At 60.6% G+C, this 22,157-nt stretch carries 22 protein-coding genes and 3 pseudogenes; 18 read left to right on the forward strand and 7 right to left on the reverse strand.

Annotated features, from left to right (window positions below; all coding sequences use genetic code 11):
* Positions 1-1,053: a non-homologous end-joining DNA ligase gene (gene ligD, locus ACSBOB_RS27965; RefSeq protein WP_442579297.1), complete on the forward strand. Its 1,053-nt coding sequence runs from the start codon at positions 1-3 to the stop codon at positions 1,051-1,053.
* Between the two features lies 1 nt (position 1,054).
* Here ligD (ACSBOB_RS27965) and ligD (ACSBOB_RS27970) read toward each other — a convergent pair whose 3' ends face one another.
* Positions 1,055-3,700 (reverse strand): DNA ligase D, encoded by a 2,646-nt coding sequence (ligD, locus tag ACSBOB_RS27970; RefSeq protein WP_442579298.1) that lies wholly within the window; start codon positions 3,698-3,700, stop codon positions 1,055-1,057.
* 316 nt (positions 3,701-4,016) lie between these two features.
* Between ligD (ACSBOB_RS27970) and ACSBOB_RS27975 the strand changes: the two genes are divergently transcribed.
* The 5 genes and pseudogenes from ACSBOB_RS27975 (at position 4,017) to nadE (ending at position 7,102) form a co-directional block, all read left to right on the forward strand.
* Positions 4,017-4,202 carry a DUF3606 domain-containing protein gene (locus tag ACSBOB_RS27975; RefSeq protein ID WP_442579299.1) on the forward strand — a complete coding sequence of 62 codons (186 nt, stop codon included), beginning with the start codon at positions 4,017-4,019 and terminating at the stop codon, positions 4,200-4,202.
* Between the two features lie 81 nt (positions 4,203-4,283).
* The gene (gene xth, locus ACSBOB_RS27980; protein ID WP_442579300.1) at positions 4,284-5,060 is read left to right on the forward strand and encodes an exodeoxyribonuclease III; all 777 of its coding nucleotides are present in this window, start codon (positions 4,284-4,286) and stop codon (positions 5,058-5,060) included.
* Positions 5,061-5,248: 188 nt separating this feature from the next.
* Positions 5,249-5,628: pseudogene (locus ACSBOB_RS27985) on the forward strand (inorganic diphosphatase).
* 5 nt (positions 5,629-5,633) lie between these two features.
* Positions 5,634-6,248, forward strand: a complete 615-nt coding sequence (locus ACSBOB_RS27990; RefSeq protein WP_442583857.1) for a cysteine hydrolase family protein — start codon at positions 5,634-5,636, stop codon at positions 6,246-6,248.
* Positions 6,249-6,266: 18 nt separating this feature from the next.
* Positions 6,267-7,102, forward strand: a pseudogene (gene nadE, locus ACSBOB_RS27995) (ammonia-dependent NAD(+) synthetase).
* Positions 7,103-7,137: 35 nt separating this feature from the next.
* On the opposite strand, the gene ACSBOB_RS28000 reads toward nadE, so the two are convergent.
* Positions 7,138-7,437: a hypothetical protein gene (locus ACSBOB_RS28000; RefSeq protein ID WP_442579301.1), complete on the reverse strand. Its 300-nt coding sequence runs from the start codon at positions 7,435-7,437 to the stop codon at positions 7,138-7,140.
* A gap of 205 nt (positions 7,438-7,642) precedes the next feature.
* Here ACSBOB_RS28000 and ACSBOB_RS28005 point away from each other — a divergent pair, with 205 nt between their 5' ends.
* From ACSBOB_RS28005 to ACSBOB_RS28040, 8 genes and pseudogenes are all read left to right on the forward strand, one after another.
* Positions 7,643-8,818 carry a zinc-dependent alcohol dehydrogenase gene (locus tag ACSBOB_RS28005; protein WP_442579302.1) on the forward strand — a complete coding sequence of 392 codons (1,176 nt, stop codon included), beginning with the start codon at positions 7,643-7,645 and terminating at the stop codon, positions 8,816-8,818.
* A 12-nt stretch (positions 8,819-8,830) separates the two neighbouring features.
* Positions 8,831-9,624 (forward strand): annotated as a pseudogene (locus tag ACSBOB_RS28010) (SDR family NAD(P)-dependent oxidoreductase).
* Complete coding sequence (locus ACSBOB_RS28015; protein ID WP_442579303.1) at positions 9,625-10,569, forward strand: NAD(P)/FAD-dependent oxidoreductase; 945 nt, start codon at positions 9,625-9,627, stop codon at positions 10,567-10,569. It abuts the pseudogene before it with no gap.
* A 170-nt stretch (positions 10,570-10,739) separates the two neighbouring features.
* Positions 10,740-11,237 carry a YciE/YciF ferroxidase family protein gene (locus ACSBOB_RS28020; protein ID WP_442579304.1) on the forward strand — a complete coding sequence of 166 codons (498 nt, stop codon included), beginning with the start codon at positions 10,740-10,742 and terminating at the stop codon, positions 11,235-11,237.
* A 157-nt stretch (positions 11,238-11,394) separates the two neighbouring features.
* Positions 11,395-12,315, forward strand: a complete 921-nt coding sequence (locus ACSBOB_RS28025; protein ID WP_442579305.1) for a hypothetical protein — start codon at positions 11,395-11,397, stop codon at positions 12,313-12,315.
* 154 nt (positions 12,316-12,469) lie between these two features.
* Positions 12,470-13,630 (forward strand): extracellular catalytic domain type 1 short-chain-length polyhydroxyalkanoate depolymerase, encoded by a 1,161-nt coding sequence (locus ACSBOB_RS28030; protein ID WP_442579306.1) that lies wholly within the window; start codon positions 12,470-12,472, stop codon positions 13,628-13,630.
* A gap of 111 nt (positions 13,631-13,741) precedes the next feature.
* Positions 13,742-14,047 (forward strand): hypothetical protein, encoded by a 306-nt coding sequence (locus ACSBOB_RS28035; RefSeq protein WP_442579307.1) that lies wholly within the window; start codon positions 13,742-13,744, stop codon positions 14,045-14,047.
* A 14-nt stretch (positions 14,048-14,061) separates the two neighbouring features.
* Positions 14,062-14,268, forward strand: a complete 207-nt coding sequence (locus ACSBOB_RS28040; RefSeq protein ID WP_442579308.1) for a KTSC domain-containing protein — start codon at positions 14,062-14,064, stop codon at positions 14,266-14,268.
* A 19-nt stretch (positions 14,269-14,287) separates the two neighbouring features.
* Here the strand turns inward: ACSBOB_RS28040 and ACSBOB_RS28045 are convergent, their stop codons facing one another.
* The 3 genes from ACSBOB_RS28045 to ACSBOB_RS28055 form a co-directional block, all read right to left on the reverse strand.
* The gene (locus ACSBOB_RS28045) at positions 14,288-14,926 is read right to left on the reverse strand and encodes a DUF6766 family protein (protein ID WP_442579309.1); all 639 of its coding nucleotides are present in this window, start codon (positions 14,924-14,926) and stop codon (positions 14,288-14,290) included.
* 3 nt (positions 14,927-14,929) lie between these two features.
* Positions 14,930-15,346, reverse strand: a complete 417-nt coding sequence (locus tag ACSBOB_RS28050) for a DUF6894 family protein (protein WP_442579310.1) — start codon at positions 15,344-15,346, stop codon at positions 14,930-14,932.
* A gap of 123 nt (positions 15,347-15,469) precedes the next feature.
* Positions 15,470-17,581 carry a catalase gene (locus ACSBOB_RS28055; RefSeq protein ID WP_442579311.1) on the reverse strand — a complete coding sequence of 704 codons (2,112 nt, stop codon included), beginning with the start codon at positions 17,579-17,581 and terminating at the stop codon, positions 15,470-15,472.
* Positions 17,582-17,804: 223 nt separating this feature from the next.
* On the opposite strand from ACSBOB_RS28055, the gene ACSBOB_RS28060 reads away from it, so the two are divergent.
* From ACSBOB_RS28060 to ACSBOB_RS28070, 3 genes are read left to right on the forward strand one after another with little or no spacing between them, the layout of a single operon-like run.
* A complete protein-coding gene (locus ACSBOB_RS28060; protein WP_442579312.1) occupies positions 17,805-18,389 on the forward strand; it encodes a hypothetical protein in 585 nt (194 codons plus the stop codon).
* Positions 18,390-18,405: 16 nt separating this feature from the next.
* Positions 18,406-18,723 (forward strand): SemiSWEET family sugar transporter, encoded by a 318-nt coding sequence (locus tag ACSBOB_RS28065; RefSeq protein ID WP_442579313.1) that lies wholly within the window; start codon positions 18,406-18,408, stop codon positions 18,721-18,723.
* 38 nt (positions 18,724-18,761) lie between these two features.
* Complete coding sequence (locus ACSBOB_RS28070) at positions 18,762-19,631, forward strand: transglutaminase-like domain-containing protein (RefSeq protein WP_442579314.1); 870 nt, start codon at positions 18,762-18,764, stop codon at positions 19,629-19,631.
* Positions 19,632-19,673: 42 nt separating this feature from the next.
* Here ACSBOB_RS28070 and ACSBOB_RS28075 read toward each other — a convergent pair whose 3' ends face one another.
* Positions 19,674-20,540 (reverse strand): alpha/beta fold hydrolase, encoded by an 867-nt coding sequence (locus ACSBOB_RS28075; protein ID WP_442579315.1) that lies wholly within the window; start codon positions 20,538-20,540, stop codon positions 19,674-19,676.
* Positions 20,541-20,563: 23 nt separating this feature from the next.
* A complete protein-coding gene (locus ACSBOB_RS28080) occupies positions 20,564-21,457 on the reverse strand; it encodes an SDR family oxidoreductase (RefSeq protein ID WP_442579316.1) in 894 nt (297 codons plus the stop codon).
* A 182-nt stretch (positions 21,458-21,639) separates the two neighbouring features.
* Here ACSBOB_RS28080 and ACSBOB_RS28085 point away from each other — a divergent pair, with 182 nt between their 5' ends.
* The gene (locus tag ACSBOB_RS28085) at positions 21,640-22,146 is read left to right on the forward strand and encodes a YciE/YciF ferroxidase family protein (protein WP_442579317.1); all 507 of its coding nucleotides are present in this window, start codon (positions 21,640-21,642) and stop codon (positions 22,144-22,146) included.
* The last annotated feature ends 11 nt before the right edge of the window (positions 22,147-22,157 follow it).

Raw genomic sequence — 22,157 nt, forward strand, 5'->3', positions numbered from 1 at the left:
ATGCGACGACCCTCCAAAACGGCGGCTCTGCTGCTCGCAAATGCCGAGCCTTTTATCCGGTCCCGCCCACTGCGCAAGCGCGATGCGCGGCAGCCGGATCTGCCGTTCGACTCGATACCGCAGCGCGTAGAACCTTGCCTTGCACTGTTGAAGCCGAGCGTGCCGACAGGCCCTGGGTGGATTTTCGAGATCAAATGGGACGGGTACCGCCTTGCAATCCACATCGAGCGGAAGGACGTTCGCATCATCACCCGTGGCGGCCACGACTGGACGCACCGCTTTCCTTCGATTGCCGCTGCCGCCAAGGAATTGAATGTCCACACGGCAATCCTCGACGGAGAGGCGGTGGTGCTCGACAGCAGCGGGCGGTCGGACTATGGCGCTTTGCAGAGGTCTCTCGGCGGGCGCGGCGGGAAGAGGGTTTCGACCGAATCCGTCTTGATGGCGTTCGATCCACTTTATCTCGACGGACATGATCTCACTGGGTCGGACCTGTCTATGCGCCGTCATCTGCTCGAAGACATCGTGACCCCTTCCGACAATCGCGCGATCCGCCTTTCCGAGGAGATCGAAGCGGATGGAGCCCATTTGCTAGAACAGGCCTGCCAGATCGGGCTCGAAGGCATCATCGCCAAGAAGTCTGACCAGCCATATCGCTCCGGCCGGACTGGCGACTGGGTGAAGATCAAATGCATCCGGAGCGAGAGCTTCATGATTGTCGGGTACGAAGCCTCAGCCGCAGCCCGCGGGGGGATCGGCAGTCTGCTGCTTGCGGGGAAGCTTGGATCTGACTGGATCTACGTCGGCTCGGTCGGCACCGGCTTTAGCAGCAAGGACGCGATTTTTCTCCGGACGGCGCTGGACAAGCTGAGAACGAAGACCGCTGCGGTACCGTTGAAGGGCAAAAACATCGTCCTTGCACAGCCTACTTTGATCGCAGAGATCGAATTCCGCGGTTGGAGCAATGACGGTAAATTACGCCATGCCTATAAGGGCCTGCGCGAGATCCAGGACAATGCGGCGGTATTCGATATGGCCGATCGCGAGACCTGACTCAGGCAGCGATCTTCATCGACTCTGCCAGTTGTTTGATCGCGGGCTCCAGCGGCCGGTGACCATCATCATAGTCCTTCCACGCCGTCGTCTTCGCTAGGAGTCCCGGCACGGTGCGAAGCGTGTAGCGCTTGGGATCGAGATCGGCTTTGACTTGATTCCAGGTGATCGGCATCGACACGGTGGCGCCGGGCCGTGCACGCGGCGACAGCGGCGCAACGGCCGTCGCCGTGCGATCATTGCGGAGATAATCGAGGAAGATCCGACCATGCCGCTGGTTCTTGGCCATCTTGATCAGATAGCGCTCAGGATTATCGCGCGCCATCTGCAGGCAGACATCGTGGGCAAATCCCTTGGCGTCTGGCCAGGTCAATTTGCTGCGCTTGGTGACGGCGAGCGGGGTAACGACGTGTAGCCCCTTGCCGCCGGTGGTCTTACAGAAACTGACGAGACCAAGGGCTGCGAGACGATCGCGCATCTCCCTTGCAGCTTCGACGACCCGAGAGAACGGCACATCCGGGCCTGGATCGAGGTCGAACACAAGGCGGCCCGGTACCTCGGGCTGCTGTGGTGCACAATTCCACGGATGCAACTCCACACCACCGATCTGGGCGACGGCAACCAGGCCTTCCACACGGTCGATCTGCAGATAAGGCTTCTTGTCGCCGAACACCGTGACCAACTCCAGCAAATTGGAGGTCCCCGGCATGGCATGGCGCTGGAAGAATTGCTCGCCACCGATCCCGTCCGGGGTTCGGATGAGGGAGCATGGCCGGCCCTTGATATGCTCGATCAGCCACGATCCGACGGCTTCGTGGTAGCGTGCAAGATCTTCCTTGGTGACGGCACTGCCGTCGTTGGCGTCTGGCCAGAGCGGTTTGTCCGGGTTCGAAATCAGAACGCCCATGACATCAACCTTGCCGCCCCGACGGACGGTTTTCGACGATGTCGGCGGCGCCGGCTGCGGCACCTCGGTCGTTGTCGGAGAAGCGGGCTTCTCTGCCTCGATTTCCGCGGCGGGCTTATCTTCGCGGAGTCCCTTGAAAGCGCCTTGGCGTACGAGCCCGTCGGAAGTCCAGCCAGCGAACTCGATTTCGGCGACCAGTTCAGGCTTAAGCCAGACCACCCCGGGCTGCTTCTTTGGAGCGCCAATCCCGGTGAAGGGCGACTTCGCGGCCTCCATTGCCTTCAGCTTCGGTAGCAGTTCCTTGACTTTGGCAGCCCCGTAACCCGTGCCGACGCGACCGACATAGACAAAGTGATCGCCGCGATTGACGCCGACCAGGAGGGAGCGGAACTTGCCGTTGGTCGTCGCATAGGCGCCGATCACCACTTCATGCCCGGCGCGACATTTGGATTTCGCCCATGTTTCCGTTCGGCCGGAGACGTAGGGAGCGTCGGCGCGCTTCGAGACGATGCCTTCGAGCGACAGGCGACAGGCCGAGCGCAGGACCGCCTCGCCGCCGGTCTCGAAGTGTTCGACGAAGCGAAGGCGGTCATTCGCGCCGGCGTCGGTGAGAAACTGCTGCAAACGCGCCTTGCGCTCGCCCAGCGATAGGGCGCGAAGATCCTCGCCGCCTTCGAACAGCAGATCGAAAGCGAAATAGACGAGCGCGTCGGTTTTCCCCTCTGACAACGCAGCTTGAAGGGCGGCAAAGTCCGGTGCGCCGTTCTCGTCGAGCGCACAAATTTCTCCGTCGATGATGGCGTCCGGCAGACTGCCGGCGGCTCGCGCGATAGCCGGATATTTGGCGGTCCAGTCGAGCCCCTTGCGCGTCTTCAACGTTGCCTCGCCGGCGGCCACGCGCATCTGTATGCGGTAGCCGTCGAACTTGATCTCGTGCAGCCATCCGTTTCCCGACGGCGGACGCGCAAGCGTCTCGCAAAGCTGCGGAGCGATGAAGTCGGGGAGGCGAGCGACCCTGCCGCTACTCGCTTTCTTCTTTCCCCGCGCCTCGGCCTGGCGCTCCTCGGCAGCGAGACCGGTGCGGCTGTCCCAGACGGCATCTGCCTCTACCTTGCCGCCCTGCAGCATGAATGGCTTCGGCTTACGACCCTTGCCGGCAGCGATGGCTTCCATGGTGCGGCGGGAAGCGACTGACGTGTTATTCTCTTCCAGAACCGCAGCCCCGTTTGTCTCTACGGCGAACTCATCGCGGTGTTTGATCAGCAGCCAGTTGGTGCGTTTGCCTCGTTCCCGGTCGTGGGCCATCCGGACCAACACGAAGCTGCCGTGCAGGCGCTCACCCTCAAGCGTGAACTTGAAATCGCCCTTCGCAAGAGCCTGCTCAGGGGTCTTCGTGCCTTCCGGTTCCCAATAGCCGCGGTCCCAAAGCATGACAGTGCCGCCGCCGTACTGGCCCTTCGGAATTGTCCCTTCGAAGTCGCCATAGTCGAGGGGATGATCTTCCACCTCGACGGCGAGGCGCTTGTCATGCGGATCGAGCGAGGGGCCTCGGGTTACGGCCCAAGATTTGAAGACGCCATCCAGTTCGAGGCGTAGATCATAGTGTAGTCGGGTCGCGTCATGTTTCTGGATGACAAATCGGCGTCGGTTGGAAGGCTTGATCGCCTCCCTGCCGCTCGGTTCTTGCGTGAGTTCGAAGTCGCGTTTGGCCTTGTAATTACTAAGCTTGTCCTGCGCCATCGCGTCCTCGATAGGGAAACAAGTTGTCCTCAACCAGAATGCTAGAGGGGGAGAACATGTTCCCCCCTTATGCCGCCGCCCTTGGTTCCCCTTGACCAGCGGAGTCACGACCCGAACGCGGTCGCCGGGGCTGAGAGGTCTCTAGATGGGCTGCCGGGAGGGCAAGATGGAAATCGCTACTCGGCTCGGCGAGCGAGGGAACCGTTGGCCGCTGCGGGGGTCGTTGTCACCCCATAGTCAAAGGCAATAGCTTGATATTGAACCGGAAGAGTCCGGGCGCGTTGTTGATGACTGAACTACGGACCCGGAGGACAAAATGGCAAACACAGGAACAACATCACGTGGCCGCAACCAAGACCGCGCAAGGGTCGCTGGTGGCCAAGATCATGAAGTCAAGTACGAGGCGGGCAAGACCGGCGCCAGCAAGGCCAACGTCAAGTCCGCCGTGAAGTCGGTCGGGAACAGCCGCAAGAAGGTAGAAGACAAGCTGGGGAAAAAATGAGCGTATGAAGTTTTCCGCGCTCGGAACAGAAATAGACCACTCTGCACTGGCTGCGTCCTCTATCTCTGCCGGTGTCGGCCGATGACCCGCATCGCGACCTTCAATGTGAACGGCGTCAACGGTCGGCTGCCAGTCCTGCTCAAATGGCTGGCAGAAACCGCCTATGACATCGTCTGTCTTCAGGAGCTAAAGACATCGGACGACAAGTTTCCTGTCGAGGCGATCCGGCAGGCCGGTTACGGAGCGATTTGGCACGGGCAGAAATCTTACAACGGCGTGGCCATTCTCGCGCGAGGTACAGCGCCGACGGAACGTCGGCGCGGCCTGCCGGGCGATCCCGACGATACCCATAGCCGCTACATCGAGGCCGACGTTGACGGTCTCGTAGTCGGATGCCTTTACCTGCCGAATGGAAACCCCGCGCCTGGCCCGAGGTTCGACTACAAGCTGCGTTGGTTTGATCGCCTAATCAGCTACGCCGGACTCTTGCGTGAAGAGGGGGCGCCGAGTGTTCTCTGTGGCGACTACAACGTGGTTCCGACGCCGATCGACGCCGTCGTACCTAGGCGATGGTTGAGCGATGCAGTTTATTTTCCGGAGAGCCGGCAGGCATATGGGCAAATGCTTGAGGACGGGTGGATTGACGCCGTGCGGCACGTTCATCCGGAGAAAGGTATCTACACATACTGGAATTTCTCGTATCGCGGCGGCTACGATCGCAGCTCCGGTCTTCGAATGGATCATCTCCTCATTGATCCCTCGCTCCTCGCTAAACTCCGTAACGCCGGGGTCGATGTCCACGTGCGCGGTTGGGAGAAGCCTAGCGACCATGCTCCGGCCTGGATCGAGTTCGATTGACCCGGAACACAGAGGGGCGCACGGAATTATCTGCCCATGCATGCACCGATCGATGGAATCGCTCTTCATGTAGAGGGCGGCTACAATGTGGTGGTCGAGACACCGCGAGGAAGCCGCACAAAATTCGCCTATGATAAATTCGCGTATGATAGCAGACGGGCCTGTTTAGAGCCAAGAAGTTGCTCGCCATGCGTTTCGCCTTCCCGTTTCCGTTTGGCTTCTTCCCATCGACCAAAGCTCAGGATGGCGACCCGCTAGATGTTTTGCTGATAACGGATGCAGACCTGCCAACGGGCTCGCTGGTCCGGTGCCGGCTATTGGGGGGATTGCGATGGAGGGGTCGAGCGAGGGAAATCCCCAGCGAAATGACCGTCTGCTGGCGGTCCCGCTGTTGCTGCATCAGGATCGTCCGCCCTATGCGCTCTCTGAAATCCCGTCGGCCGAACTCAAGGATCTCGAGGACTTTCTCGTCGCCTACCAAGTGGCCGATGGCAAGGAAGCCAAGGTCGTCGGTCGTATGAACAAGGCAGAGGCGGAGAGCGTCGTCAGGAAAGCTGCCCAGCCTTGACGAAATTGGAGGAAGGCCTGCGCTTTGGACCGCTTCGAGGGCACTGGGTTCACCTTTGCATCGACATGCAACGGATGTTCGCGGAGCCGACGGAATGGCACACTCCTTGGATGGAGCGGGTCTTGCCCAACGTCATCGCCGTTGTCGAAGTTGACCCCGCACGGACAATCTTCACTCGCTTTATTCCTCCACGTTCTCCGGACGATATCAGCGGCGCCTGGCGCCGGTATTGGCGCAAGTGGGATTCGATGACGCGTACTCGGCTGGACCCAGGACTGATTGATCTGGTCCCCGATCTGTCCCGCTTCGTGCCCCCAGCGTCGATCGAGGACAAATCCGTCATGTCGGCATGGCGTGGATCTCTGCATGCGCGACTCCAGTCGGCGGGGGTTGATACGCTCATCGTTTCGGGGGCGGAGACGGAGGTTTGCGTGCTTGCCACCGTCATGGGCGCCATCGACCTTGGCTACCGCGTCATCATTGTCGCGGACGCGATCTGTTCGGGGGCGGACTCTACCCACGATGCCATGCTCGGGATTTATGAGAGCCGCTTCGGCATGCAGGTCGAGACCGTGACCGCCGCCGATCTCGTGGCGGCCCGGATAGATGGAATGCTATAACGTCAGGAGCGCCACCGCATGACCGAACAGAAACTGATCATCGGTGCCTTGGGCGTAGCTCCAAGCTTTGATGTCAAACTGGAAGCGAATCGGCGCATCGACTTCCTCGGCACCTACCTGCGTGCCTCGGGTCTGGAGCCTACGTACTCGGGATTAGCGGCGGCGTGGATTCACTAGCTGCTGCCCTTCTTGCTCGACGCGCAGTCGAAGAATTGCGAGCGACGGGATATGAGGCCAAATTCCTGGCCGTTCGGCTGCCATACGGAATCCAAGCAGACGAGAGTGATGCCCAACGGGCCCTGGACTCGATCCGCGCCGACGAAGTGCACCGTGTCGACATCAAGCCGGCCGCCGACGCTATGCTGGATTCGATCAAGCGATCCGGTACAGATCTCGGTGACGCGGGACGCGAGGATTTCTTGCTCGGCAACATCAAGGCTCGTCAGCGCATGATCGCTCAGTTCGCGCTTGCCGGAGCCAACCGTGGCCTGGTCATCGGCACCTACCATGCGGCCGAGGCATTGATGGGCTTTTTCACGAAGTTCGGTGACGGTGCCGCCGACATCCTTCCTCTGTTCGGACTCAACAAACGCAGAGTTCGAGCCTTGGCGGCGGATCTGGGTGCTCCGCCGGGTCTCGTTGCCAAGGTGCCGACGGCGGATCTCGAGAACCTGGTTCCGCTTCGCCCAGACGAAGATGCTTATGGCGTTACCTATGATCAGATCGACGACTTCCTGGAGGGACGCGAGATCGACGAGGCGGCTCGCGCGCAGATACTTCGAACGCATTCGAGCACCGCACACAAACGCGCTCTTCCGGTAGCTCCGATGCCCCCTCGTTCGTCGGAAGAGTAGCTGCCTTGGTCCACAGTGCTGCCGGGCCGAAGCTCTCAGCCTTGGGCTGAGCGTGTATTGGAGGAGGGTTCCTGGCCCACCTCTGGTGTCTTGACCTTACTCTGCCGCAAAGTTGTCAGGGCGTCTTCTTCAAGATCAAAGTGTATATCGAAGCCAGCCTCTATTGCGGCGGCCGCCACCAGATCCTCCAATTCCCGGTCGCCAAGGGCGCAAAGAGGAAGAGCCGTCCGGATCGCGCGCAATGCCTGGCTGGTCGAAATGAGCCGAGATTTCGACCGCGATCCCACATACTCCTTCGCGACGGCCTGTGGTGAACGAGCGAAAAAGGACGCCATGATCTTCCTCCTTTTCTCCAGGCTACTATGCCGCGAACGGGGCAAAAGTGAACTCACAATTGCAAGAGGCCTCCCCCACCAAGCGGCCACATCCTTTGCTCTCCCGGGTTCATGACAAAGCACGTCGATCCCTCGCCGGTTTGCGCATCAAGGAACAAAAAGGGGGTCCGAAAATTAGAACCCTTATATTCAGCGAGAGGTTTCGATGCGCGCACTCACTTGGCACGGCAAACATGACATTCGTTGCGAGAGCGTGCCCGACCCCACCATTGAGTCGCCTACGGACGCGGTTATCAAGGTCACCTCCTGCGCCATCTGCGGCTCCGATCTCCACCTTTACAACGGTGTCATCCCTGACATGCACAGCGGCGATGTGCTCGGCCACGAAAACATGGGAGAGGTTGTCGAAGTTGGGTCAGACGTCTCCAACCTGAAAGTCGGCGACCGCGTTGTGGTGCCCTTCGTTATCGCCTGCGGCGAGTGCTTCTTCTGTAAGCGCGGCGCCTTCTCCGGCTGCGAGCGGTCCAATCCGCAAAAAAGCAAGGAAAAGGCCGAGACGCTTTGGGGTCATTCGCCAGCCGGGCTGTTTGGCTATTCGCACCTTCTCGGCGGCTTCCCTGGCGGCCAGGCGGAATATCTTCGTGTTCCATACGCCGATGTCGGCCCGATCAAGGTGCCGGCAGGTCTGAGCGATGAACAGGTGTTGTTCCTCTCCGATATATTCCCGACGGGCTACATGGCAGCAGACTTCTGCGACATCCAGCAGGGTGACACCATTGCTATCTGGGGCTGCGGACCTGTTGGACAGATGGCGCTCCGGAGCGCCTTCCTGCTCGGCGCAGAGCGCGTTATTGCCATCGACACGGTTCCGGAGCGCCTGGAACTGGCGCGGGCCGCCGGCGCCATTACGATCGATTTCCTCGATGAAGATGTCTACGACCGTATCCAGGAACTGACCAAAGGGCGCGGAGCAGATGCCTGCATCGATGCCGTCGGTACGGAGCCGCTCGCCAATTCCAGCTTCTACGCAATGGTTGATCGCGTAAAGGTCGCGACCTTTATGGGCACAGACCGGCCGCATGTTCTGCGTCAGGCAATCCACTGCGCCCGCAATTTCGGCACGGTCTCCATTGTCGGCGTCTACGGCGGATTTCTCGACAAGATCCCGTTTGGATCCGCCATCAACCGGGGTCTGACGATGCGGATGGGGCAGACACCTGTGCAAGGATACCTGCCGAAGCTGCTGGCTCACATCGAGAACGGCGACATAGACCCGTCCTTCGTGATCACCCACACGGCGAGCCTCGAAGAAGGCCCCGACCTCTACAAGATGTTCAACGATAAGAAGGACGGCTGCATCAAAGTCGTTCTCAAGCCCTGACTGCGGAAATCCATGTCTGAAACCTCACGCCCCCTCGCCATCGTCACGGGTGCCTCGAGCGGCATTGGCCTCGAACTAGCCAAGCTCGCCGTAGACCAGGGATATGATCTGATCATCGCGGCCGACGAGCCGGAAATCCACCAGGCCGCCGGGGCGATCGAGGCCAAGGGAGCCAAGGTTCGAGCCGTTCATGCTGATCTCGCTACACGGGGGGTGTCGACGAACTCTATGATGCCGCGCGAGAGTTGGGGCGTCCGGTCGAAATCCTGATCGCAAACGCCGGTCGCGGCCTTGGCCACGCATTCCTCGACCAGAATTTTGAGGAGGCAAGGCGCGTGGTCGACACCAACATCGTCGGCACGATTTATCTCGTGCAAAAGGTTGGGCGCGACATGAGGGAGGCCAACCGGGGCAAAATACTTCTGACTGGCTCGATCGCCGGTTTCATGCCGGGCTCGTTCCAGGCCGTCTATAACGGCACGAAGGCCTTCGTGAACAGTTTTGCGTTCGCGCTGCGTAATGAACCGAAGGACACGGACATCACAGTGACCTGCCTGATGCCAGGCGCGACCGAAACGCGCTTCTTCGAGCGCGCCGATATGCTTGATACCAAGGTCGGCCAGCAGGAGAAAGACGATCCCGCCGATGTCGCCAAGACAGGTTGGGACGCCATGATGCGGGGCGATGGCGATATCGTCAGCGGAATGAAAAACAAAGTCCAGTCCGCCGTTGCCAACGTTACGCCAGCGGGCGTGCTCGCAGAGCAGCATCGGAAGATGGCTGAGCCCGGTTCGGCTGACAAATAAGTGAGTGAGCGCAATCCTCCAAAACTCAGCATACCAGACGATCCGATCCACGACACGGTGTGCGACTGTCTTATAATCGGCGGCGGCCCAGCAGGCTTGACCGCCGCAACCTACCTCGGGCGGTTTCGTCGTCGGGTCATCGTTGTCGACGCCGGCGAAAGCCGCGCGAAGTGGATTCCCGTCAGTCACAACTGTCCTGGTTTTCCCGACGGTATCGCCGGGGTCGACCTGCTTGACCGCCTGCGGCAGCAGGCGCTGATGGGCAACGTTGACCTCGTCAGCGATACAGTGACGGCCCTCCGGCGCGACGGAGGTGACTTCGTCGCCACGGCTTCCTTTCCCATTCGGGCTCGCGCGGTGCTCATTGCCACCGGCATTGTTGATACGCTCCCTCCCATACCGGGTGTGACCGACATGATCGCAAGTGGTTCGCTGCGGCTATGCCCGATCTGCGACGCCTACGAGGTCATCGATAAACGCGTCGCGGTAATGGGCCCGGCAGACCAGGCGGCAAAGAAGGCCGTGTTCTTGCGGACCTATTCGAGCGACGTCACTTTGCTCGTGACTGAGCCGATATCTGACCTTGACCCCACCTCGAGCGAATTGCTCAACGGGGCTGACGTTACTGTTGAAGAATGTCTCCCGGATTCGGTGAGCGCTGAGGGTCATGGAGCTCTTGTAAGTCTTCCTGATGGAAGAACGCTCTCATTCGACACGATCTACCCGGCCATGGGTTGCACGATGCGCTCAAGGCTCGCCACCGATCTTGGCGCAGCTTTCGACGAAGCCGAGAATCTCGTCACAGACTCGCACCAGCGCACGGGCATAGCCGGCCTCTATGTTGCAGGCGACGTCGTCGACGAAATCAACCAAATCGCGGTAGCCTTCGGGCATGCGGCGATCGCCGCCGTCGACATCCACAGCTATCTTGCGACGACTGACTAACCGAACGCGCCTGTGCGGCTGAGCCGATTGCGGGTATACGGGACTCGGGCGTCGGCATGGCCGGTCCGCCTGTTTCGGGAACCTTTGATCCGCTGCGCGCTTGTTGAGCATGCGCTTCACGACCTCGTGAATGGCAGCGTAGCGAACATGCGCACCAAAGGAAAACTCCCATGGCAAAAGAAAAGACGCTGGAAGATCTCTTCCACGATACATTGAAAGACATTTATTACGCGGAAAGGAAGATCCTGAAAGCTCTTCCGAAGATGTCGCGCGCGGCTTCCTCACCGGAGCTCAAGGCGGCCTTCGAAAAGCATAAGGACGAGACTGAAGGACATGTCGAGCGCCTCCAGCAGGTGTTCGAACTGATGGGCAAGCGTCCTCAAGGCAAGACATGCCCGGCGATCGACGGCATTCTCGAAGAGGGCGACGAAATCGCTGAGGAGTTCAAGGGCACGGCGGCGCTCGACGCTGGCCTGATCTCCGCGGCTCAGGCGGTCGAGCATTACGAGATCACCCGCTACGGCACGTTGAAGCGCTGGGCGGAAGTGCTCGGTATGAGCGATGCCGCCGCGCTGCTCGAGCAAACGCTTGGCGAGGAGTCGATGACGGACGAGGCGCTGACCGGCTTGGCGGATGCGTCCGTCAACGAGATGGCCAAGGCCGCCTGACTAACACAGCCACCCGCCAACTATCGGGTGGCTGTTCAACTTGTATTCCTATTTTTGACAGGAGACCAACATGGGTCGCGGCATTCTGCTCTGGCTTCTCGGCATTCCAATACCGATCATCATCCTCCTCGCGCTGTTCATGCGATAGGTGAACACCATGGCTTCAACACTTTCGGCGACAGACGTCGCCGCCCCAGTGGAATCCTCCTCCTCGGCAGTCAGTTGGGGTCCAATCGTTGCCGGCGCTTTCGCTGCCGCAACGCTTACCTTTGTCCTCATGCTGCTCGGCTCCGGACTCGGACTAACGATGGTCTCTCCTTGGTCTGGCGAAAGCGCCAGCGTGACGACCTTCGCGGTCTCCACTGCGATTTGGCTCGTGATCGTGCAGTGGCTGTCGTCAGGCCTCGGCGGCTATCTCACCGGACGACTTCGCACCAAGTGGGTCGGTATCCACACGGACGAGACCTACTTCCGGGATACCGCGCATGGCTTCATGGCCTGGGCGCTCGCGACAATGCTGGTCGTTTTCGTGCTGGGCTCCGCGTTGTCTTCGGCGATCGGCACCGGCGTGCAGGCGGCTTCGACCGTTGCCTCGGGAGCCGCAATGGGAGCCTCCGCAGGTGCAGCTGCGAATGCTGGAGAAGGTGGCGGGGCTAATGCGACCTCCTATTTTGTGGACGCGTTGTTCCGGCCTAGCGATCCCGCGAGGCTCGCGGCGCCAGGCGCCGAGGGTGACGCGGCGGCTGCTGCCCAGGCCTCGCGCATTCTTGTTGCAAGTGCGGCTGCCGGCGAGGTTTCCGCGGACGACAAAACTTACCTTGGCCAACTCGTCGCGGCACGCACAGGCCTGTCCCAGGCGGATGCGACGGCACGGGTCGATGCGGTTCTCGCCCAAGTGGAGCAGGCAAAGGTTACCGCGCAGGAGGCTGCCGACACAGCACGAAAAGCCGGTGCAACCTTTGCCTTATTGGGTGCGCTCTCTCTCATAGTCGGCGCTTTCATCGCCAGTGCCGCCGCGGCCCTAGGCGGCAGGCAACGCGACGACGAAGAGACGCTCTACCTCACCGATCGACGCTGACTTGCAGATCGGCCGGCCCGCAGGGGCCGGCCGGCCGACCTCCCACTACGTCAGTCTCTCCCTTGTTATTGTGCAGTGCAGCAACGATATTGCTGCGAGTGCGTTGCACACACGCCGTCCAATCCGGGGCGTCAAAAAAACAAGGACGGCCCATTTGCGAAAAGTCTCCGATACGATCGCGCGCCTTGCGGCGTTGCGCGGGCTACAAAACACACATCCCACCTCCATCACATCCGCCGATCGCCTCTCCACCCTCGGAAAATTCGGCTCCAATCCCGGCGCGTTGCAGGCGCGATACTATCTGCCTGCTGACCTCCGGAACGGCGCGCCGCTCGTCGTCGTACTGCACGGTTGCACCCAGAATGCCGCCGGCTACGACCATCACTCGGGATGGTCCCAACTCGCTGACGAGGCCGGTTTCGCGCTTCTCTATCCCGAGCAGCAACGCGCCAACAACCCGAACCTCTGCTTCAACTGGTTCCTGCCGGCAGACACTGCCCGCGATTACGGCGAAGTCTCTTCGATCCAGCAGATGATCGAGGCGATGGTCGTTACCCACGGCCTGGACCGAAAGCAGATATTTGTCACCGGTCTTTCGGCCGGAGGCGCCATGGCCGCAACGATGCTTGCTACTTATCCCGAAGTGTTCGCCGGCGGCGGCATCATTGCCGGGCTGCCCTTCGGATGCGCGACAACCGTTCCCGAAGCTTTCGATCGGATGCGCGGCCATGGCGGTCCCTCCGAGCAAGAACTGCAGCGGCTTGTGCGAAAAGCTTCCAAGCACAATGGGGAGTGGCCCAGGATTTCGATCTGGCAGGGCTCTGCCGATCACACTGTGGCGTCTGCCAACGCGGAGTCCATCGCTGCGCAGTGGCGCGGCGTGCACAAACTCGACCAGGCGCCGACGCATTCGACGAGCGAGCGCGGACGAAGCAGGCAAGTCTGGGCTGACGAAGCAGGCGAAGCGAAGATCGAGATCAATATGATTGCGGGCATGGGCCACGGTGCGCCCATCGGCAACGGCCTCGGCACGGCCGGGCCTTACATGCTCGATGTAGGCATCTCGTCTACCCGTGAGATAGCGCGGTTCTGGGGTGTCGGTGATGCCGCTGACTCGAGCGGGGCAGCGAGGTCGAGGTCTGCCACGCCAAGGGGCGAGACGACACCATCAACATTTCAGCTTCGGGCCGCGTCTGAGGAACCTGCGAAGGCCAGGCCTGCGGAACCGCCTCGAAATGACATGCGGGGATCGCAAGCTGGAGCGGTAAAAAAGGCCATCGAGGACGCTCTGCGCGCCGCGGGCCTGCTGCCGTAGGAGCGCGCAAACCTCCAAGGTTCAGGGGGCACGGCTAAACGCAGCACAGGCCTTCAATCAAGGAACGCGGTAGGCTTTGCAATGGTTGACTGCTGTCAGCGAGTATAAATCATGCACCTGTTCCAGATCCTTCTCCCCCGAGCCGACAACGCCGGTCAGCCTTTCGCGCGGGAAGATTTCAATCGAGTCAAGGAGGAACTGGCGGCTGATTTCAAGGGCGTTACCGCCTATTTGCAGGCCCCGGCAGAAGGTCTTTGGCGGGAAGGCGGTCAAACCGACAATGACGACATCATTATCTTCGAAGTGATGGCGGAAGAAATCGATCTGCACGATTGGCGACGCCGACGCGCCGAGCTCGAATGCCGGTTCCGGCAAGACAAGGTCATCATCCGCTACATGCCCATGGCGCTCGTCTAGTCTAGGGCGACTCCATGCCTTCGACCTCGATCCGCAAGTGCGAATACGATCCCGAGAGGGAGGTTCTGTCCGTGTGGTTCGTTGCGAGCGGCAAGCGCTATGACTACGAAGGTGTTCCTGCGGAGGTCTATGCCGCATTCAGAGCCGCCTTCGCAAAAGGCCGCTTCTTCAATGAGCACATCCGGGAACGCTTTCGTTACCACCTGAACCCGGAGGAGTAGAGGACGCGCGGCGCCGGGACTAAGCGCCCGTCTCGGAATTCGCCGCCCCAGCAGGCTTCGATTCCGGAGAGCCCTTGTGTCTCAGAAAAATCGATAAGAGGACCAGCACTGCGGTCGACATGAATTCGGACTGCCAATTCTGGAAGGATTCGAACCATAGGTTGGCATCCATGAGGTAACTGGCAAGCGATTCTTCCTCTCCGCCGTGCCGAAGCGCTTCCGCGTTGGCGGCCGCCAGGCTCGCCCACCAATGAAAGGCAAAGGAGACGACGAACAACACGGCCAGCGCTATGCCCAAGGAGTAGGAATAGAGCCATGAGAGTACCGGGTCCCGCCTCCGGGTCGTAGCCGGTAATTCATCGTCAGGTCGGTCTGGATCGTCGGGATCGCGAGATTCGGCCGAGCCACGCTGGAACAGAATCGCGGTAAGCATGACGTAGGCCGACATCTGCAGAAATTCGCTCTCCCAGTTCTCGAAAAGGGCCGATAGGAAATCGCCGCTCATCAGATACGCTAGCAGGCCGATTGCTGGAGAGCCGTGGTGCTGAAGCTCTTCATTGTAGGCGGAATGACCGGACCAGATCATTCCCAGCCCGCTGAACAGGAACAGAGCCACCAGCGCAATCGTGAGGCCATTGTCCCGAACGAACGTTTTCACGGATCATTGCCTCAACTGGCGGGCAGCTTCAGCCTCTTGAACGTCGATCGCGCACAGCAATTCGCCACTGTCGTTGCGCACTCGCACAAGCCACCCTGTCAAAGCGTCGGTACCCGGCTCTAGGTCCACCAAAAGATCGATTGCGCAGCGAATCGCCTCCTCACGCGCCGCGTCGAAGCTCGGCATACTCGACGGCGGCACCTGCCGGCTGCCTTCGCCGTCACGATACTCGAAGATGTAGATCCCCTCGTTTCCATCGGTGGCCGCCGTGATGGCGACTTCGTCAAAATTGCCGTTGCTTCGCGTGTCGTAATCGTTGGCCGCCAGGCCGAAAGTAGCGGTTTGCACCAGGATTGCGCGTGCTCGATCAAGAGCTGCGTCGTCGCTTCCAGATTCGACGCTGGCCATGTCGACAGTCACGCAGTCCCCGCCTTCTCCGCAAAAGAGAACCCGCAGGACAGGCTCTCCGGTCAACGCGGTCGCACGAGAGACATCAGTTCGAACAATTTGCATTCGGCACTCCTCCGAGAGTATTCGCACCGGTCACAGCTTGACGGCCATTTCCCGGCTCCAAAGACGGAGCTTCCGACATGAGTCGATGAACTTGGCGACCGCCTTCGGATCCTCGAGCTGGATCAGGCCTTCGTCAGCTTCAGGATCGACACCGGCCTTCTGCAAGAGCGGGATGCTACCCGGCGTGAACGCGATAAACTTGCAATGAGCGAAGGCGTCGGCGACGAAGTCGCGGGCCGCAGCCTCACCAGTCAGGCGCTCAGCTCCCTCTTCAGAGAGGATCAGTGCCACGGCGTCGAACAGCACTGAAGGCCCGCCGTCGATCATGTGCTTTGCCGCGATCCAGCTGCCGTCAGCCGCCTCGACGCCGCCGACCTTTGGCGCGACGACCTCCATGACGGCGCCTTCTTTCTCGATCGCTGTTTGCAGCTTCTTCAGCAATGCCGCATCGGCGCCGGGACTGACAAGCACGCCAACCTTGCGGCCTGCAAAAGTTTCCGGGCCGTTTTCGATGATGCTGAGCGCTGGCGAGGGTTCGAGATCGTCGCGTGGCGCAACCGCGGCATCCGCCGGCTTGGGCAGTTCCTTCATGCCGAGCTTGTCGGCAACTGTCTCGGCGAGGCCCTCGTCGATGTTGAGCAGGTGCGCGACCATGCGCTCGCGAATGGCTACGGTCTCGACCTTGCTCAGTTCGAAGGTCAATGCCGCTGCGATATGGCGCTGCTCTGGCGCCGTCTGGCTGTTGAAGAACTGTCGCGCCTGGCTGTAGTGGTCGGCGAAGCTTTCCGCGCGCAAACGAACCTTTTGACCTTCCTCCGCGTCCGGAAACGACCTGAAACCCCGCTGTGGCGATTCCCGAGGGCCTTCGCCAAAGGAATTCGGCTGGTAGTTCACGCGCCCGACAGGGTTGCGCATCGCCATATGCCCGTCCTGCTGGAAGTGGTGGAATGGGCACTTCGGCGCATTGATTGGGATATGCGTGAAGTTGGGGCTACCAAGCCGCTTCAGCTGCGTGTCCAGGTAGGAGAAGTTACGACCCTGCAGCAGCGGGTCGTTGGAGAAGTCGATGCCGGGCGGAACATTCTGCGTCATGAACGCGACCTGCTCGGTCTCGGCGAAGAAATTGTCGGGCATGCGGTCCAGGACCAGTCGGCCGACCGGAACCGGCGGTAGGATTTCTTCCGGAATGAGTTTGGTCGGATCGAGGACGTCGAAGTCGAAACTGTCCGCAAACTCCTGGTCGAAGAGCTGCAGGTTGAGCTCCCATTCCGGGAAATCCCCGGACTGGATGGCATTCCACAGGTCGCGCCGATGGAAATCAGGATCGGCGCCATTGATTTTGACCGCCTCGTTCCAGACCACCGACTGCATGCCGAGCTTCGGCTTCCAGATGAATTTGACGAAGGTCGATTCGTCCTTGGCATTGACCAACCGGAACGTATGGACACCAAATCCTTGCATGAACCGGAAGGATCGCGGGATGGCGCGGTCCGACATGACCCACATGATCATGTGCATCGATTCCGGGGTGAGGCTGATGAAGTCCCAGAAATTGTCATGCGCCGATTGCGCTTGCGGAAAGGCCCGATCGGGTTCGGGCTTCACCGCGTGGATGATGTCGGGGAACTTGATGGCGTCCTGGATGAAGAAGACCGGGATGTTGTTGCCAACCAGATCCCAGTTGCCCTCCTGCGTATAGAATTTGACGGCAAAGCCCCGCACGTCGCGTGCCAAGTCGAAAGAACCTTTCGATCCCGCGACGGTAGAGAAGCGCACGAACACCGGCGTCTTGTCGCCGGCGCGCTGGAAGATGTCGGCACGCGTGTAGGCCGCGAGCGACTCGTAGGTCTCGAAGAAGCCATGCGCGCCATAGCCGCGGGCGTGCACAACGCGTTCGGGGATGCGCTCATGGTCGAAGTGGAAGATCTTTTCGCGGAAATGGAAGTCCTCGATGAGCGTCGGACCACGCTCCCCGATCTTAAGCGTGTTCTGGTCATCGGCCACCAGACCGCCTTGCGCGGTCGTCAGGACATCCATGTCGTCCTCGGCGATCTGGTGAAGCTCGCCTCCGTTCCCGCGCGTCAGCTTTTGATCATGGATCGTCGCGGGCTTGTCCGACGACTGTCTAGTGGTCTTGGCCATACCATTATTTCCTTTTGGAGAAATGGGACTTCAGATCACTCTCAATGCCGGCCTAAGCCCTTAAGTTCCTTGTGAGAGCGGCCCAGTTCCTCCTTGAGGCCAGACTACGGCGCGGGCGCACTGCAAGGGTATTTGCGGCCCTTTCGAGAGTGGCCACCCGAGAGTCTGGAACCGCTGCCTGGGGCGCGCAGTTTGTCGGAGACAAATGCGAGGACAACATTCTATGACAAGCGCCCAGGAAGCGGCCGAAGTCGTCGCCAGGCTTGCTCGCGAGCACGGCGTGTCCGAGGACGCTGTGAGGACGGTTTTCGAGGCCCTGCGCCGCGGCGGCGGGACCATGGCGCAGTTCAGCCATGCCGAGTTCGGCGGTATGTCGCAATGGTCTTCCGGCATGACCATGGTCGGCGACATGTTCAACGACAGCCTTAAAGCCAAGCTCGATGCCATTGCCGGTGAACTGTCGAGGTACCTGCGCGAGCACCCGGTGGAGCACCCTGACGCGGATTTTGTCGTCAGTTGTCGCTCTGGCGGCACTCTGCATGCCGGTTCATGGTGGCCCCAAGAACTCGGAAACCCTTCTTCCGTTGGATCTCAGAATGACATGCGCTACGCGGTGTTTCCACTGAAGCGTCGCCTGGTCATCGACGATCACGGCCAGACCACCTCCTACGACACCGGCGATCACCAGATTTCCGGTGTATCTCAAGCACAGAGCACGAATTCCACCCTCACTTTCGTCAGTCAGCACGGGGTCGTTCGCGTTTCGGAGCTAGCGCGGGCGGATAGCTCTGAGCCGGGTCGTTCCTGAGATGGGCTTTGCATCGATGGAAACGGTTACCATCGTCGGATATCTTGCAGCCATATGTTCCATGACCAGCTTCACGCCGCAGGCCTGGAAAATCATCAAGACGCGCGACACCAGCAGTATCTCGGCACCGATGTACGCGCTGACTGTTTTGGGTTTTGCGTTATGGCTGGCCTTCGGGTTGCTGAAGGCGGAGTGGCCCATCATCATCACCAACGGCGTCTGCCTCATCCTCTCTGCATTCATCCTAATGATGACCGTGCTTCCCGGAGCCAAGAAGGAAGCGATCGCGGACGCTATCGATCCGACGGGACGCGGCAGCGATACTAAGAGTTGATCTTACCGTCGAGATCGCCGAACTGAAGGATGAGACATGTGACGACCGTTCGATACAGATTGGGGTGTGAGCTCTCTTACGAGGTGAAAGCGCCCACCGTCTTCATCTTCAATCTGGAGGTGGCAAGGTTGCTCAGGCATCATGGCCTGGTTGAGCGGCTGACTGTCACGCCAGACCTTCCGCGTCGGACTTACACCGTTCCCGACATCCAGAATCGCTATGTGAGTGTCTCAGCGCAGCCCGGCCCGCTAGAGGTCGTCTACCAGGCCGATGTCACCCTCGATGTTTTTCGCGCCGACCCCGCGACGATCGGTGAAACTCCGCTCGACGCGATACCGCTCGACATCATGCCTTTCCTCTTGCCGTCGCGGTTCGTCCCCTCGGACAGGCTATCTGCATTTGCTTGTCGTGAGTTTGGCGATTTGCCAAAGGGGCACGGCCGCGTCACCGCGATCTGCAACTGGCTCTACGACAATATCGACTACCGTCGCGGCTCGTCGAACGAACAAACCACTGCCGACGAAAGCCTACTACTCAGGGCAGGAGTCTGTCGCGACTTCGCACATCTCGGCATCGCATTCTGCCGCGCGCTCAATATTCCGGCGCGCTTCGTCAGCTGCTATGCCTACGGGCTGGAGCCCCGCGATTTCCACGCCGTCTTCGAAGCCTATCTTGGCGGCCGCTGGTGGCTCTTCGATGGAACGCGGCAAGCAAATCTCGATGGATTGGTCCGGATCGGCGTCGGCCGGGACGCGGCGGAGATTGCGTTCGCGTCGCCCTTTGGCGAGATCGAGGCGGGCCCGGTCAAAATCACCATCGACCACGCCGATGGATCTCCGGAGTTGCCGGGCCGAACGACCGATGCAATCTCCACCGAGGAGCCGGCGCCACACGCTGGCGCGAATTGATCGAAGTTACCTTCGTCAGTGAGGGGGTTGGGAAGCCGCCGACTATTCTCCGGCCTCGCTTAGAAACCGCCGCAGCTCGGTCGCAAGTTCCTCGGGCGCCTCCTCCGCCATGTGGTGGCTACAGTCCAGACCGCGTCCTTCCAGCCGTGTGGTCCATGGTCGCCAGACGCCGAGCACATCGCCGTAAAGTCGTTCGAGATCGTCGCGCAGCGACCAAAGCGCAAGCGTCGGGCATTGCACCTTGCGTCCGGCGCGTCGATCCGCTTCATCGTGTTGCCGATCAAGGCCGAGGCCTGCGCGATAATCCTCCAGCATGCCATGGATCGTTTCTGGATCGCGCGTTGCGGCCATGAAGTCGGCGTAGGCCTCTTCTCCCATCTGGTCCGGTGTGCCTGGATACCAAAGCTCGGGGTTTGCCAATATGGCGCGTTCGGGTTTTTCGGCTTGGGCGAAAAAGAACCAGTGCCACCAGGCCGAGGCGAAGCCGACGTCGCAGCGTTCCAGCGCTTCAAGGATCGGCACACCGTCCAGTACGGCCAGATGGGTGATGGCTTCGGGATGGTCCATCGCCGCGCGGAAGGCCGTGTAGCTGCCGCGGTCATGTCCCACGACCGCGAAACGCTCGAATCCGAGCTTGCGCATCAACGCGACACAATCGGCGGCCTTTGCGCGCTTTGACGAGCCCGCATGATCCGGTGTGTCAACCGGCTTCGATGACTGTCCAAAACCGCGCAGATCCGGGCAGACGACGGTGTGTTCAGCGCCCAGAAGCGGTGCAACGCGGTGCCAGGTTGCATGCGTGCGCGGATGACCATGCAAGAGAAGAACCGGATGACCGGAGCCCCCATGACGGACGCGCAGTACGGCCTCGCCCACATCGATGAATTCCGGCTTGAAGCCCTCAAACATGCCCGGTCGCCCGGAAGAAGTCCTCAACCAACTCCCTTGCCGCCGGTCACACCGTAGACCTCCCCATTGATGAAGCTTGCTTCTTGTGAGGCGAGGAGCACAAATACTGGCGCCAACTCGACCGGTTGGCCCGGCCGGCCGAAATCGCTGTCCTCCCCGAACTTCTCGACCTTTTCATCCGGCTGCCCGCCGCTAGGCTGTAGCGCCGTCCAGACCGGGCCGGGCGCGACGACGTTGGCGCGGATGCCACGTTCGATCAGTTGCTTCGCGAGCGCCTTGGTGTAGGCGACGATGCCGGCCTTGGTCGTGGCATAGTCGAGCAGGATCGGTGAAGGCTGATAGGCCTGGATGGAGGCCGTGGTGATGACAGAAGCGCCTGCCGCCATATGCGGGACCGCCGCTTGTGCGATCCAATGGAGCGCGTAGAGATTGGTCTTCATGGTCTTGTCGAAGTCGTCGGTCGTCAAATCCTCGATCTTGTCCCGGTACTGCTGGCGGCCGGCATTGATCACCAGGATGTCGAGACCGCCCAGGCCGGTGACGGTCTTTTCCACCAACGCCCGGCACCACGCCTCATCCTTGATGTCGCCCGGCAGTGGGATGGATGTACGCCCTTCCTTCTCGATGAGAGCGATGACTTCCTTGGCGTCCGCCTCTTCCTCCGGCAGATAGGATATCGCGACATCCGCGCCTTCACGGGCAAAGGCGATCGCCGCCGCGCGCCCTATTCCCGAATCTCCACCGGTCACCAGCGCCTTGCGCCCCTTCAGCCGGCCGGAGCCGCGATAGCTCTCCTCGCCATGATCGGGGACGGGGTCCATTTTTCGGGCAAGGCCTGGCATGGGCTGCCGCTGCTCGGGAAAAGGCGGTGCCGGATATTGCTTGCGAGGATCCTGAAGCGGCGGGCGATCGGTCATGGCGATATTCCATCATTTGGGAGATTGGCCGGACATCAGCCCGACAAGTCGCAACGATGGACGGAGGCAATCGTTCCTACAGCGCCCAGGCCAATGACGCACGCAGTTAGATTGGCCGGAACGGGCGTTCGGGCCGCGCGTTCTCAACAGACTCTTTTCCAAATCAAATCCAGGAGCGCACCGTGGGTCTGTTTACGAAAGACATCAAGACGATGGACGATCTGTTCCTGCACGTGCTGCAGGACATCTACTATGCCGAAAAGCAAATACTGAATGCTCTGCCCGATATGGTCGAAAAGGCGACCAACCGCGACCTGACGGCCGCCTTCAAGGCGCACCTCGCCGAAACAGAAAAGCATGTGCAGCGGCTCGAGCAAGCCTTCGAGCTCATCGGCGAGAAGCCAAAGGGGACGACCTGCCCGGCAATCGACGGCATCATCAAGGAAGCGAACGGTATCGCCGGCGAAGTTGCCGAGAAAAAGGTCCTCGACGCCGCATTGATCGCCGCAGGGCAGGCGGTCGAACACTACGAGATCACCCGCTACGGAACCCTGATCGCGTGGGCAGAAGAGAGCGGGAAAGAGGCTGTTGCCAGACTTTTGGCCACGACGCTCAACGAGGAAAAGGCGGCCGATAAAAAGTTGACCACCATCGCCGAGCGAAAAGTCAACGAGAAGGCTTCGAGTTGACCGGCTGCGGT

The sequence above is a fragment of the Mesorhizobium sp. KACC 23794 genome (assembly GCF_052180275.1).
Classification (GTDB): domain Bacteria; phylum Pseudomonadota; class Alphaproteobacteria; order Rhizobiales; family Rhizobiaceae; genus Kumtagia.